We start from the raw sequence: 12,745 nt of genomic DNA, 5'->3' as shown, positions 1-12,745 counted from the left end.
CCCAAGAATTTGGGTTCGGCAACCGTCGACAGCATCGCTACGGAAGGACTACGCCCATGAGCGCCTCGCAGGATGTCGTACTCGCCGAACGGGACGGCCACGTCGTCACGTGGACGATCAACCTTCCCGAGGCGCGGAACCCCATCTCGGGAGACGACGTCGTCGAACGCCTCGTCGCACTCGTCGACGAGGCGAACGCGGACGTCGACACCCGCGTCGTGATCCTCACCGGTGCAGGCTCGGCGTTCTCCGCGGGCGGCAATGTCAAGGACATGGTCGATCGCGCCGGCATGTTCGCCGGTGCCCCGCATGCGCTCCGCGACGGCTACCGGCGCGGCATCCAGCGCCTGCCCAAAGCGATCTTCCACTGCGAGGTGCCCATCATCGCGGCTGTCAACGGGCCGGCCGTGGGTGCGGGTTGCGACCTCGCGATGATGTGCGACATGCGGGTCGCGTCGACCAAGGCGTTCTTCGCGGAGAGCTTCGTCAAGCTCGGCATCATCCCAGGTGACGGCGGCGCGTGGCTGCTCCCACGCGCGATCGGTGCCGCTCGCGCCGCCGAAATGGCCTTCACCGGCGACCGCGTCGACGCTGCCACCGCACTCGACTGGGGCATGGTTTCCCAGGTCACCTCACCCGAAGAGCTGCTCGCCACCGCCCGCGCCCTCGCCGATCGCGTCGCCGTCAATCCGCCGCACGCACTTCGCATGACCAAGAAGCTGCTCCGCGAAGGACAGCGCGTCGACCTCGACACCCTCCTCGAACTGTCCGCCTCGCTGCAGGCGCTGTCGCACCACACCGAAGACCACCGAGAGGCTCTCGCCGCGTTCATGGAACGCCGGCCGGGCAACTTCACCGGTAACTGAACTCCGAGACCGAAGGACACAGCTGTGAAGAGGACGATCCTCACAGAAGAGCACGACGCGTTCCGCCAGATGGTGCGCGACTTCATCGAGCGCGAGGTTGCCCCGCACCGAGAGGAGTGGGACGAGCTCGGGCATCCCCCGCGTGAGTTCTTCCGGCGACTCGGCGAACTCGGCATCCTCGGTATCCAGGTACCCGAAGAATTCGGTGGCGGAGGAGAATCCAGCTTCATCTACAACACGATCGTGTTCGAAGAGGTCGCGCGCGCCGGCGTGTCCTTCGGTGGTTACACCGTCCACGCGTGCCTGATCCTGCCGTACCTGCTCGAGTACGCCACCGAGGAGCAGCGCAAGCGCTGGCTCCCCGGCTTTGCGGACGGTTCGATCATGACCGCCATCGCGATGACCGAGCCGGGCACCGGTTCCGACCTCGCGAACATCGCGACCACCGCGAAGCTGTCGGAAGACGGCTCGCACTACATCGTCAACGGCGCCAAGACGTTCATCACCGGTGGCGCCACCGCCGATCTGATCCTCACGGTGTGCCGCACCTCGCCGTTCGATCCGGAGAACCGGCGTGGTGGCCTGTCGATCATCGCCGTCCCCACCGCGACCGAGGGTTTCGCCGTCGGCCGCAAGCTCAACAAGATCGGTCTGCACCAGCAGGACACCGCCGAGCTGTCCTACAGCGACGTCAAGGTTCCGGTCGAGAACCTCCTCGGTGAGGAGGGTGCCGGATTCGGCTACCTCGCGCACAACCTTCCCCAGGAGCGCCTCGCCATCGCACTGAACCAGGTCGGATTCGCGGAGGCCGCGATCTCGCATGCGATCGCATACACGCAGGACCGCAAGGTGTTCGGCAAGCCCGTCGCCTCGTTCCAGAATTCGAAGTTCGTGCTCGCCGAGTGCTCCGCCGAAACTCAGGCCGCGCGCGTCTACGTCGACCACTGCCTCGAACTGCTCGACCGCAAGGAACTATCGGTCGCCGACGCCGCGCGCGCAAAACTGTTCTGCACGGAAGTTGCGGGCCGGGTCATCGACAAGTGCCTGCAGTTGCACGGTGGCTACGGCTACATCACCGAGTACCCGATCGCGCGGCTCTACGCCGACACGCGTGTCACCCGGATCTACGGTGGCACCAGCGAAGTCATGAAGACGATCATCTCCAAGGATCTGGGGCTGTAATCATGTACCCGGGCCGCTACGCAGCAACGCACCCGGATCGGCCCGCGGTACACGAGGCCGCGACCGGACGGGTGATCACCTATCGTGAACTCGAAGATAACTCCGTCCGGTTCGCGCATTGGTTGCGTGCGCACGATGTGGGTGCCGGTGACCACATCGCAGTGATCACGGTCAATGACGCCACGGTGTACGAACTGTATTGGGGTGCAATTCGTTCGGGTGTCTACATCACATTCGTCAATTCGCATCTCGCGGCTGCGGAGGCCGCGTATGTCGTGGACGACTGCGACGCGAAGATCCTCGTTGTATCGGCGCCTCTCGCGTCGCTCGCCGCGGAGGTCGTCGACTCGACACCGAAGGTGCAGCATCGCATCGCCTTCGGCGGTTCGATCCCTGGTCATCTCGACTACGAATCCGAGGTCGCCGGCCTCCCCGCTGTGCCGCCCACCGACCAACCGCGAGGCAGCGACATGCTGTACTCGTCAGGAACCACGGGGCGTCCCAAGGGAATCAAGCCCCGACTCAGCGGTGTGCAGATCGACGAGGACCCGGGTATCCCCCTCATCGGAATGATGCGGCATCTCGGATTCGGTGACGACACCGTCTACCTGTCGCCCGCACCCATCTATCACTCCGCGCCACTGCGCTACAGTGTGCTCACTCAGGCACTGGGCGGCACCGTCGTACTGATGGAGCGTTTCGACGCGGAACAGGCGCTGGAACTGATCGAACGCTATCGCGTTACGCACAGCCAATGGGTCCCCACACATTTCGTGCGACTACTTCGTCTCCCTGAAGAGGTGCGGAACAAGTACGATCTGTCGTCGCTGCGGTGCGCTGTCCACTCGGCGGCGCCGTGCCCCGTCGAGGTCAAACAGCGCCTCATCGAGTGGTGGGGCGATATCGTGTACGAGTACTACTCGGCCACCGAGGCGATCGGCAGTACCTTGATCACGCCGCAGGAGTGGCTCCGCAAGCCCGGAAGTGTCGGGCGCACAGGGGGGCCCGGAAGTAGCGGAATCGCACACATCTGTGACGGTGACGGAACCGAGCTGGCTGCGGGCCGAGCGGGGACCGTCTACTTCGAGAAACCCGTGCAGAACCTCGAGTATCACAAGGACCCGGTCAAGACCGAATCGGCGCGACATCCGTTCGAGAAGAACTGGGCAACCAACGGCGACCTCGGCTATCTCGACGCGGACGGCTACCTGTTCCTCACCGGTCGCGACAAGTTCACGATCATCTCCGGTGGCGTGAATATCTACCCGCAGGAGATCGAGAACATTCTTGCTCTCCACCCGGTGGTGGGTGATGTCGCGGTCGTGGGTGTGCCGGATGCAGACCGTGGTGAACGGGTCGAAGCGTTCGTGCGACCGGCAGACGGCGTCGACCCCAGCGATGAGCTCGAACGGGAGATCATCGATTTCTGTCACGAACGGCTGTCGAAGTTCAAGTGCCCGAGAAAGGTTCGGTTCGTCGACGCCCTGCCGCGTACGTCGACCGGAAAGATGGTCAAGGGTGCATTGCAAGACCTCATTGCGGATGCTGCCGGTGCGGGGACGTCGGGATGACTCCGTCTCCCAAACAGCGGCTGTTCATCGATGTGGGGCGCAAAGAGTTCGTGCGCAACGGGTACGGTGCCTCTTCGATCCGCACCATCGCGCAGGAAGCGGGCGTGAGCCTGTCGGCGCTGTACTACCACTACAAGAACAAGCAGGATCTGCTGCTCGCGATCCTGCTCGACGGTGTCGACACGTACGACGCGGTGTGCGATGCCGAACTCGCCGGTGCGGGAGATGATCCCGTAGCGCAGTTGCGAGCATTCGTCCGGGGCAACGTCAAGTTCCGCACGCAGTACCCGCTGCAGGGGCAGTTGATCGCGACCGAGGTGCGCAACCTGGAACCCGACGGAGCACGGCAGTACGACGAGCGCCGTCGAGCGGGTCGCAAGCGGATGCGAGGCATCATCGACGAGGGCGTCCGCCAGGGGCTCTTCACGACGAAGTATCCCGACGATTGCCGTAGATCGATCCTGGCGATGGTGTCGGCGATCGCGAACTGGTATGACCCCGCAGGCCCTGATGGTCCCGACGCGATCGCCGAGCGGTACGCCGACATGGCGATGGATTTGTTGTGCCCGAGCGGGACGAGCATTGCCCCGCACGACGGAAGAGAATCACGATGAGTACACGATTGGTCCCGCAGGCGGAGGCACCCGACCCGGCGCTCGCCGAACTACGCGCGCAGGTGCGGGTATTCCTGAGGGAACAGATCGACGCCGGTGTGTTCACACCGGGAATCGATACCTGGCTGACCCAGTGGAACGTCGATTTCACCCGGGCACTTGCTGCGAAGGGGTGGGTCGGCATGACGATTCCCACCGAATACGGTGGCCACGGGCGCACCTTCATGGAGCGGTTCGTGGTTACCGAGGAACTCCTGGCTGTGGGTGCTCCGGTGGCGGCGCAGTGGGTCGCCGACCGGCAGGCCGCGCCGTCGCTGCTGAAGTACGGCACCGAGGCACAGAAGCAGCGATTCCTTCCCGGCATCGCGGCGGGCGAAATCTGCTGGGCCATCGGGATGTCGGAGCCGGAGTCGGGGTCGGACCTGGCCAGCGTCAAGACCCGCGCCGTGCAGGTCGACGGCGGCTGGAAGATCACCGGCACGAAACTGTGGACGTCGGGCGCGCATCACGCCGACGCGTTCTTCGGACTCGCCCGCTCCGCGCCCCTCGATCCCGCTCACCGTCATGACGGTCTGAGCCAGTTCATCGTGCTGCTCGACTCGCCAGGGGTGACCATTCGTCCGATCCTGTCGATGTCGGGCGACCACCACTTCAACGAGGTGCTGCTCGAGGACGTCTTCGTTCCCGACGACCTCGTGCTGGGGGCAGTCGGGTCGGGCTGGGAGCAGGTCACGAGCGAGCTCGGCTTCGAGCGGAGCGGACCCGAACGCTTCTTGTCGACGTTCGGTGTGCTGGAGGGCCTCGTCCGCGGGGTCGGAGCCGGAACTGTCGAAGCCGACACCGGGCTCGGCGCGGCCATCGCCCGGATCGCGGGACTGCACCGGATGTCCACAGCGGTGTCGGAATCGCTCGAACGCGGTGAGAATGCAGAACTTGCGGCATCGGTGGTGAAGGTGCTCGGCACCAAGACCGAGGGCGACATTGCAGACCTCGCCGACGAACTCGCGGGGTATACCGCGAGCGACGAGTATCTGGCGAAACTCATCCGGGCGGGAGTCATGCAGCGTCCGGGCTTCACATTGCGCGGGGGCACCAGCGAGATCCTGCGCGGCGTCATCGCACGAGGATTGGGATTGAGATGACCGACGAGACCAGGGACAACACCGAATTGCGTGACTTCGAGCGAATGCTCGCCGAAGTCTTCATCTCCGGTGATGACCACCGCATCGGCGAGGTCATCGAGTTCGACCGCGCCCTGTGGAACACGTTGAGCGAGCTGGGGCTCGCCCGCCTCACAGGTGACGAATCCGCCGGGGGCAGTGGCGCAGGCTGGACGGAGGCGGCGCTGCTCCTCACCGCGGCCGGGGCAGCGGCAGCGGCGGTGCCTGTCGCCGAGAACGACCTGCTCGCGGGGTGGCTGCTCGCTACCGCCGGACTCGAAGCGAGCGACGGTGTGCGCACCGCCGCCGTGCTCGATGTCGACGGTGAGGCCCGATTCGTGCCGTGGGCGCGCGACGTGGACTCGATCGTCGTGCTCTGGCAGGACCGCGCAGATGCGTGGCGGGTCGCCGATGTGCCCCGCGCTCGGATCGAACTCACCGAGGGTGTGAATCTCGCGTCGGAGCCACGCGACCACGTCCATGTCGATGTCGCCGCGCTCTCGGGTGCGGAGGTGCCCGCGTCGGTGGCCGCGGAATTTCGGTACCGGGGTGCACTGGCGCGCACACTGTCCTCGGTGGGTGCGATGGACCGGATTCTGCAACTCGTCGTCGAACACGTCACGGCACGCGTCCAGTTCGGACGTCCGCTCGGAAAGTTCCAGGCAGTCCAGGCCCTCGTGGCCGATATCGCCGCGGAGTCGGCTCTTGCACGCGCCGCTGCGGACGCGGCGGTCGCAGCGGCCTCCGCGAACGGGTTCGACAGCAGTGCAACGAGATTTGCGATTGCCGTCGCGGCATCCTGCACAGGCCATGCGGCGGCCGTGGTCGCCCGAAATGCGCACCAGGCCCTCGGTGCGATCGGCTTCACGATGGAACACGAACTGCATCGGCACGCGAACCGCGTCCTCTCGTGGCGGAGCGAGTTCGGAACTGTGTCGTCGTGGGACGCGGAGCTTCTCGAGGCGGCTGTCGCGGCCGGGGATGTGTGGTCGGCGATCACCGAGTGACGCAGGTAACAACCTCCTGATGTCGTCGGTGTGGCAACGTCAGGAGGTCCGTCACGAGCGGACCTGTCCAGGAACGGAGCATACGTGGATACGATCGACACCGGGCTGCTGATACTTCGCGTGCTGTTGGGATTGACGATGGCAGCACACGGCTACGGAAAGCTTTTCCGGGGTGGCCGCATCCCGGGCACGGCCGGATGGTTCGACAGTATGGGGATGCGACCCGGCAAGGTGCACGCCTGGCTTGCCGCGCTGACGGAAGTCGGTGCCGGTCTCTTACTCGCGGTCGGCCTGCTCACCCCGTTCGCCGCCGCCGGGTTCGTGTCGCTGATGTTCGTCGCTGCGTGGACGGTGCACCGGGGCAGCGGTTTCTTCGTGACCGCGAACGGGTGGGAATACAACCTGGTTCTCGCAGGTGGTGCTGTCGCTGTCGCGGTGATGGGTGCGGGCAGCGCCGGCCTCGATCACCTGATCTTCGGCGACAACCTGCTCGACGGATGGGCCGGTGGAATCATCGCCCTGGTCGGTGGACTCGCCGCCGCCGGAGTCCTCCTCGGCACCTGCTATCGGCCCGCGCCGAAGGCGGACGACGAATCGGTGTCGGTGTCCTGACGCGTCCGCTCGCTCGGACTTTCCCCCGTTTGCACGGGTTTCCGTTGGTCCACGATCAGAGGAAACCCGTGCGACGGGAGGAAAGCTTCCCGTCACCGCAGGTAGAGGCGCACCTTGTCGATTTCGTTGCGCAAGAGGTCGATTTCTCGGGCCGTGGGCGGTTCGGTGATGGTGAGGTCGGCCGAGACCCGCAGATCCCAGCCCGTGGCCGCGCGCACCTCGTCGACGGTGACACCGGCGTGGACGCTGGTGAGTTCGAGTTCGTCGTAAGGGCCGCTGCGGGAGAGGACCCCGAGACTGGTGAACACCTTGGTGACCCCGCGTCCCCGCGGCATGATGCCTGCGCCTGCCTCGCGGGCCCGCACCGGGCTCGGTGACGTGCAGAAGTCGAGTTCTGCAGGGAACGCGCTCGGATCGTGCCTACGCATGACGACGAATACTTCGCCGGCGTTCGGCATGATCTCCACGGCACCGCCCGCTCCGGGAAGCCGCACGGTGGGCTTGTTCCAGTCACCGATGAAGCTCGTGTTCAGGCTGCCGTAGCGGTCGATCTGGCCGGCGCCGAGGAACCCGACGTCGACGTTGCCGCCTTGCAGGACGTATCCGAACAGTGACGCCATGGAGACAACGGATTCGGCGCCGGACACGACGACGGAATCGGCAATGCCTTCGGCCATCGCCTCCGGGTGTGCCCCGCACACACCGGATTCGTAGATGAGTTCGATGTCCGGGTTCGAGGTGCGGCACGCGAGGTCCACCGCGAGGGTCGGCAGGCCGACTCCTGCGAAGACGCGGTCCTTGCCGGCGAGCGCCCGGGCGGCGACCGACACGATCAGTTCTGTCGTGGAAAACTTTTCGGCAGTAGTCACTTTCGGCTCCCGTAGTTGACCGCTTCGGAGTATCTCGGCGCGACCTCGAGATCGCTCCAATAGTCTTCGCCGAGCTTGGCGAGATACTCGTCGTGGTCGGTGATTTCGTACACCCAGTCCTTCAACCACGTGCGGAGGGCTTGTGGGTCCTTGCTGATCTCGGTCCAGCGCCGATAGAACCCGCAGTCGCGGTCGTAGTAGCCCTGCGCGTACGACGGGTGGGCGCCGCGCGGGCACACGACCACTGCGTCGACAGCGTGTGACGGGATGAGCGTGCGGCTGGGGTCGGAGCGCACTGTCTCGTCGTCGACGATCTCCTCGACCACGACGATCGCGTGCTTCGCGGCGTACACGGCTTCCTGCTGGACCCCGGCGATTCCCCAGACCTGGATGTTTCCTGCCCGGTCCGCGCGCTGCGCATGGATGATCGTGACATCCGGGTTGAGCGGCGGAACCACATAGGTACTGCCGTTGCCGTAGGGGTCCTCGACGAGCTTGATCTTCGGGTTCAGGGCGGGCAGGTCGCTCCCGGCGTATGAACGCAGCGGGAAGAACGGCAGGCCTGCTGCGCCTGCCTGGTAGCGGCACACCATGCCGTAGTGGCTGTACTCCTCGACGTCGAGTTTCACGGGATCGTGCTTCTCGATGCGTCGGCGGATCTCGTACAGTGACCCGGCGGATCCACTCGCGAAGAACGATGCGACGAGGGTCGTGACGCAGTCTGCGGCGATGAGTTGGTCGGAGATGATGTCCGGCGTCATCCGGCACAGCGTCAGGTCCTTGCGGCCCTGACGGATGATCTCGTGTGCTGCGGCGAACGGGATGAGATGCGAGAAGCCCTCGAGGGCAATGGTCATCCCGTCCTGGACGTACGTCGCGATGGCATCGCGCATGGTCATGGTTTTGTCTGCTGGCATATCCATCTCCTGCCGCGGTCTGGCGTCACACTGACTGTGACATGCGTAATAGATGTAGTCCAATACAAAGTGTCGATCTCTTTATTGCGTTGTAGGTAATAATGAACGCGTGGAAATCCATCAGATCCGGGCCTTTCTCGCGGTAGCGGAAGAGTTGCATTTCGGCAGGGCCGCGCAGCGGCTGCACCTGGCGCAACCCCCGTTGAGCCGGACGATCAAGCAGCTCGAGAAGCAACTCGGCGCGTCGCTGTTCGAGCGCAGCACGCGCAGCGTGCAGCTGACAGAAGCCGGACGAGCGCTCGTGGAGCCGGCCCGGGCCGTCCTCGACGCAGTGCGGCTCGCGGAGATGGCGGTGACATCGGCGGGCCGCGGACAGACCGGCCGCGTACGCATCGGATTCGCGGGGTCGTCGTCACATCACCTGGTGGGGCAGTGGGCGAAGCTCGTGCGGAGTACCCACCCCGGTATCGAGTTCGTGCTCGCGAGCTCGGCCTACGCGAGCGAAGTTCTGAATCGGTTGTCGGAGAACACGCTCGACATCGGTATCGTGCGGATGCTGTTCTTCCCGCCGGGGATCGCCTCGCGTGTGATCGCTCGTGAGGATCTCGTCATCGGACTGCCGAGGGAACATCGGCTCGCCGAGGAACCGGCAGTGCACCTGGCGGATCTGGCAACCGAGCCGTGGGTGATGCTTCCGTCGGAGCCGGGCTCGATGCTGCGCGACCTGCTGCTGAAGCTTGCGCACGAGGACGGGTTCACACCGAGAATCGTGCAGAGCGCCCCTGATTCGCTGGGCTTGGTGGCGTTGGTCTCGGCCGGAGTGGGGTGCACACTGACGGTGTCGTCGGTGGCCCGGCACGTCGTGAATTCGGAGGTCGTGTTCGTACCCCTCGCCGAGCAGGGCCCGATCGATGTGCGCCTGGTATGGCGGGAGGACGACACCAGTTCGGCACTCGCCGAGGTCCTCAGGCTGTCCGAAGAGGCGCTGCCGACTCGCGAATGAGCGGTGCCGACGGTCGCTGGGACCGTCGGCACCGCTCGGATCGGAGGTTCGAATCAGGTTCCCACACGCACCTGTTCGTGCTTCGCGGCCTGGACGGTCTCGGTGTGGATCGACGATTCGTCGTTGCCCGTGGGTTCGCCGTCGTGGCGGTCGAGCTCGAGCTCGTTCTCGTCGGACTGTTCCGCGTGGGACAGGGCCTTCGGGTCGTAGCCGGTGCGATTGAGCAGCAGCAGCGTGCATACGAGCGACACCGCTGCGTAGCATCCTGCTGCGATCGCGACACCGGTGACATTGCCCGACGAATTGAGGATCCACTGGGCGAGCACCGGAGTGCCGCCGCCGACGATGAGTGAACAGAGCTGGTAGGACGCGGAGAGTCCCGAGTAGCGGATGTTCGCAGGGAATGCCCGGGCGAGTACGCCTGCAATGGCGCCGTAGAACATCGAATGTGGAATCGTCGCAAGGCACATTCCGATGGCCGCGATAGCGAATGTCTCGGTGCGGATCGCGAAGAACATCGCGGGCATCAGGAAGAGCTCGGGCACGATCATCAGGCACATGGCCTTGCGCATATCGATCCTGGAAACCAGGACCGCGCCGAACGGCTGGACGATGAACTGGACGACGAGGGCAATGGCGATGATCGCGAGGAAGGTTCCTCGTTCGTATCCGAGTTCACTTGTCGCCCAGGACAATGCGAAGGTGTTCTTGAAATAGGTCACCTGAGCGAGGGGGAGAGCGCCTGCACCGAGCAGCACCAGAACCCAGTGCTTGCGCAGTACTTCGGCGATGGGGAGCTTGACGACCTTCTTGCTGGCGATGACTGCTTTCATCGCGTCCGACTCTTCGAGCTTGAGGCGGATGATCATACCGACGATGACCAGCAACGCAGAGACGAGGAACGGGATGCGCCAGCCGTAGAGCAGGAACTCGGGGGTGGGCATCGCGGCGAGGAAGAAGAACGCCATGGTCGCGAGGAGGTTCCCGGCGGGGGAGCCCTGCTGCGCGAACGCGGAGTAGAGAATGCCCTTGCCCTTGGGTGCGTTCTCGGAAGCGATGAGAACCGCACCGCCCCATTCACCGCCGACCGCGACACCCTGTAGGACTCTGAGTGCGACGAGCAGGATCGGTGCCCAGATCCCGATCTGGGCGTAGGTGGGGAGCAAGCCGATGCCCACGGTCGCGATGCCCATCATGATGAGGGTGATGACCAGGGTGTTCTTGCGGCCGATGCGGTCGCCCAGGTGCCCGAAGATGATGCCCCCGATGGGCCGGGCAAGGAAGCCGGCCCACAGCGTGACGAATGCGAGCAGGGTTCCGACGCCGGCGGGTAGATCGTCGGAGAAGAAAATTTCTCCGAAGACGAGCGCAGCCGCCGTTCCGTAGATGTAGAAGTCGTACCACTCGATGGTCGTGCCGATGAAGGAGGCAATTCCCGCTTTCCGGGCCTTCTTCGCGACTTCCTGTTCGGTGGGTGCCGAGGGTGTCATGCGACTCCGCTCTCTGGTCGATCCGGTCGCATGAAGCAGCCGGATGTGTCGTACGTCTCATTGAGATTGGCAGCCGGATCTGATCCCGTCCAATACTTGATTCCTGTCGAATTGTTTCGAAAAACGTATCAATAACTAGTCTATTGATGCTCATAGATACTATGTTTTGCGAAATATCGATCAGGAATCGCTGGTAGAACTACAAGCCGACCCAGTTTCGAGGGAGGACGCAATATGACAGCCGAGCAAACCGACAGCGCTACAAGTGCGTACGAGCTGCCGCTCGAGGGCATCACCGTGGTGAGTCTCGAACAGGCAGTTGCTGCACCCCTGGCGACCCGGCATCTGGCCGACCTCGGCGCACGAGTCGTCAAGGTCGAGCGTGTCGGCGATGGTGACTTCGCCCGCGACTACGACAGTGCGGTCCTCGGACTCGCGGCACACTTCGTGTGGCTCAACCGGGGCAAGGAATCGTTCGCGGTGGATCTCAAGGCCACCGAGGGCGTCGAAGCGGTGAAGTCGCTCATCGCGGGCGCCGATGTGTTCCTGCAGAACCTCGCTCCCGGCGCGGTCGATCGCCTCGGTCTGGCTGCCGACGATCTGCGCGCCGACCATCCAGAGCTGATCGTCGTCAATATGTCCGGCTACGGGACGGACGGACCCATGCGTGACCGGAAGGCCTATGACCTGCTGGTTCAGTCGGAATCGGGGCTGTGCTCGATCACCGGTACGCCGGAGACTGCGGTGAAGACGGGTATCCCCACGTCGGACATCGCCGCCGGAATGTATGCGCTGACCTCGATCCAGGCGGCGCTGCTGCGCAGATATCGGACAGGCGTGGGCGCAACCATCGACGTGTCGATGTTCGATGCGACCGCGGAGTGGCTCGGATACCCGATGTACCTGCAGATGTACCAGGATCGGCAGGTGCCGCGGATGGGGCTCGCGCACACGTCGATCACCCCGTACGACAAGTACCCGACCGCCGACGGTGAGATTCTCATCGGTGTGCAGAACGATCGGGGCTGGCGTGCGCTCACCGAGGTGCTGGGGATGCCGGAGTTCGCGAACGACCCGCGGTATGCGACCAACGTCGAACGAGTCGCTCGCCGGGCCGAGGTCGACAAACTGGTCGGTGACGCCACCGCTGCCTATGCGAGCGCAGACTTGGACGAGAAGCTCGCCGCGGCCGGAATCCCCGCGGCGAGATTGCGTGACCTGTCGGGGCTGATCGACCATCCGCAGTTGAGCGAGCGCGATCGATGGCGTGAAGTGAAGACCGAATCGGGAGCGATACGCGCCATCCTGCCGCCGATGAACTTCCGCGATGTCGAACTGCCCATGGGTGCGGTGCCTTCGCTGGGTGAGCACACCGACGCCGTTCTGGGCAGACTCGGCCTGACGGACGAACAGGTTGCCGGCCTGCGAGCGGCCGGGATCGTCGGGTAGGGAAT

Annotated in this window: 12 protein-coding genes; 9 read left to right on the top strand and 3 right to left on the bottom strand. The window is 64.6% G+C overall.

Annotated elements, in window-relative coordinates; all coding sequences use genetic code 11:
* Positions 1-56: 56 nt before the first annotated feature.
* The 7 genes from HCA61_RS06690 (at position 57) to HCA61_RS06660 (ending at position 7,012) form a co-directional block, all read left to right on the top strand.
* Positions 57-866: a crotonase/enoyl-CoA hydratase family protein gene (locus tag HCA61_RS06690; protein WP_169687366.1), complete on the top strand. Its 810-nt coding sequence runs from the start codon at positions 57-59 to the stop codon at positions 864-866.
* Positions 867-890: 24 nt separating this feature from the next.
* The gene (locus HCA61_RS06685; RefSeq protein WP_169687365.1) at positions 891-2,048 is read left to right on the top strand and encodes an acyl-CoA dehydrogenase family protein; all 1,158 of its coding nucleotides are present in this window, start codon (positions 891-893) and stop codon (positions 2,046-2,048) included.
* 2 nt (positions 2,049-2,050) lie between these two features.
* Positions 2,051-3,619 carry an acyl-CoA synthetase gene (locus HCA61_RS06680; protein ID WP_169687364.1) on the top strand — a complete coding sequence of 523 codons (1,569 nt, stop codon included), beginning with the start codon at positions 2,051-2,053 and terminating at the stop codon, positions 3,617-3,619.
* Positions 3,616-4,233 (top strand): TetR/AcrR family transcriptional regulator, encoded by a 618-nt coding sequence (locus HCA61_RS06675; protein ID WP_169687363.1) that lies wholly within the window; start codon positions 3,616-3,618, stop codon positions 4,231-4,233. The genes HCA61_RS06680 and HCA61_RS06675 overlap by 4 nt, the downstream gene beginning before the upstream one ends.
* Complete coding sequence (locus tag HCA61_RS06670) at positions 4,230-5,375, top strand: acyl-CoA dehydrogenase family protein (RefSeq protein WP_169687362.1); 1,146 nt, start codon at positions 4,230-4,232, stop codon at positions 5,373-5,375. Before HCA61_RS06675 ends, HCA61_RS06670 begins: the two co-directional genes overlap by 4 nt.
* On the top strand, positions 5,372-6,400 hold the full coding sequence (locus HCA61_RS06665; protein ID WP_169687361.1) for an acyl-CoA dehydrogenase family protein: 1,029 nt from the start codon (positions 5,372-5,374) through the stop codon (positions 6,398-6,400). Before HCA61_RS06670 ends, HCA61_RS06665 begins: the two co-directional genes overlap by 4 nt.
* An 84-nt stretch (positions 6,401-6,484) precedes the next feature.
* On the top strand, positions 6,485-7,012 hold the full coding sequence (locus HCA61_RS06660) for a DoxX family protein (RefSeq protein WP_169687360.1): 528 nt from the start codon (positions 6,485-6,487) through the stop codon (positions 7,010-7,012).
* A 92-nt stretch (positions 7,013-7,104) separates the two neighbouring features.
* Here the strand turns inward: HCA61_RS06660 and HCA61_RS06655 are convergent, their stop codons facing one another.
* Positions 7,105-7,881 (bottom strand): CoA-transferase, encoded by a 777-nt coding sequence (locus HCA61_RS06655; RefSeq protein ID WP_169687359.1) that lies wholly within the window; start codon positions 7,879-7,881, stop codon positions 7,105-7,107.
* Positions 7,878-8,798 (bottom strand): CoA transferase subunit A, encoded by a 921-nt coding sequence (locus HCA61_RS06650; protein ID WP_169687358.1) that lies wholly within the window; start codon positions 8,796-8,798, stop codon positions 7,878-7,880. Before HCA61_RS06650 ends, HCA61_RS06655 begins: the two co-directional genes overlap by 4 nt.
* Before the next feature lie 109 nt (positions 8,799-8,907).
* On the opposite strand from HCA61_RS06650, the gene HCA61_RS06645 reads away from it, so the two are divergent.
* On the top strand, positions 8,908-9,801 hold the full coding sequence (locus HCA61_RS06645) for a LysR substrate-binding domain-containing protein (protein WP_169687357.1): 894 nt from the start codon (positions 8,908-8,910) through the stop codon (positions 9,799-9,801).
* A gap of 53 nt (positions 9,802-9,854) precedes the next feature.
* Here the strand turns inward: HCA61_RS06645 and HCA61_RS06640 are convergent, their stop codons facing one another.
* Complete coding sequence (locus HCA61_RS06640) at positions 9,855-11,291, bottom strand: MFS transporter (RefSeq protein WP_169687356.1); 1,437 nt, start codon at positions 11,289-11,291, stop codon at positions 9,855-9,857.
* 234 nt (positions 11,292-11,525) lie between these two features.
* On the opposite strand from HCA61_RS06640, the gene HCA61_RS06635 reads away from it, so the two are divergent.
* The gene (locus HCA61_RS06635; RefSeq protein WP_169687355.1) at positions 11,526-12,740 is read left to right on the top strand and encodes a CaiB/BaiF CoA-transferase family protein; all 1,215 of its coding nucleotides are present in this window, start codon (positions 11,526-11,528) and stop codon (positions 12,738-12,740) included.
* Positions 12,741-12,745: the final 5 nt, after the last annotated feature.

The organism is Rhodococcus sp. HNM0563, assembly GCF_012726195.1.
Lineage (GTDB): Bacteria > Actinomycetota > Actinomycetes > Mycobacteriales > Mycobacteriaceae > Rhodococcus.
The sequence above is the reverse complement of the archived record's forward strand: the minus strand, read 5'-3'. Positions and strand labels throughout refer to the sequence as shown.

Excerpts from the sequence above, each read along its gene's own strand:
- HCA61_RS06635 (WP_169687355.1), top strand. The coding sequence starts at position 11,526 with ATGACAGCCGAGCAAACCGACAGCGCTACAAGTGCGTACGAGCTGCCG.
- HCA61_RS06670 (WP_169687362.1), top strand. The coding sequence starts at position 4,230 with ATGAGTACACGATTGGTCCCGCAGGCGGAGGCACCCGACCCGGCGCTC.
- HCA61_RS06690 (WP_169687366.1), top strand. The coding sequence starts at position 57 with ATGAGCGCCTCGCAGGATGTCGTACTCGCCGAACGGGACGGCCACGTC.
- HCA61_RS06675 (WP_169687363.1), top strand. The coding sequence starts at position 3,616 with ATGACTCCGTCTCCCAAACAGCGGCTGTTCATCGATGTGGGGCGCAAA.
- HCA61_RS06665 (WP_169687361.1), top strand. The coding sequence starts at position 5,372 with ATGACCGACGAGACCAGGGACAACACCGAATTGCGTGACTTCGAGCGA.
- HCA61_RS06680 (WP_169687364.1), top strand. The coding sequence starts at position 2,051 with ATGTACCCGGGCCGCTACGCAGCAACGCACCCGGATCGGCCCGCGGTA.
- HCA61_RS06640 (WP_169687356.1), bottom strand. The coding sequence starts at position 11,291 with ATGACACCCTCGGCACCCACCGAACAGGAAGTCGCGAAGAAGGCCCGG.
- HCA61_RS06650 (WP_169687358.1), bottom strand. The coding sequence starts at position 8,798 with ATGCCAGCAGACAAAACCATGACCATGCGCGATGCCATCGCGACGTAC.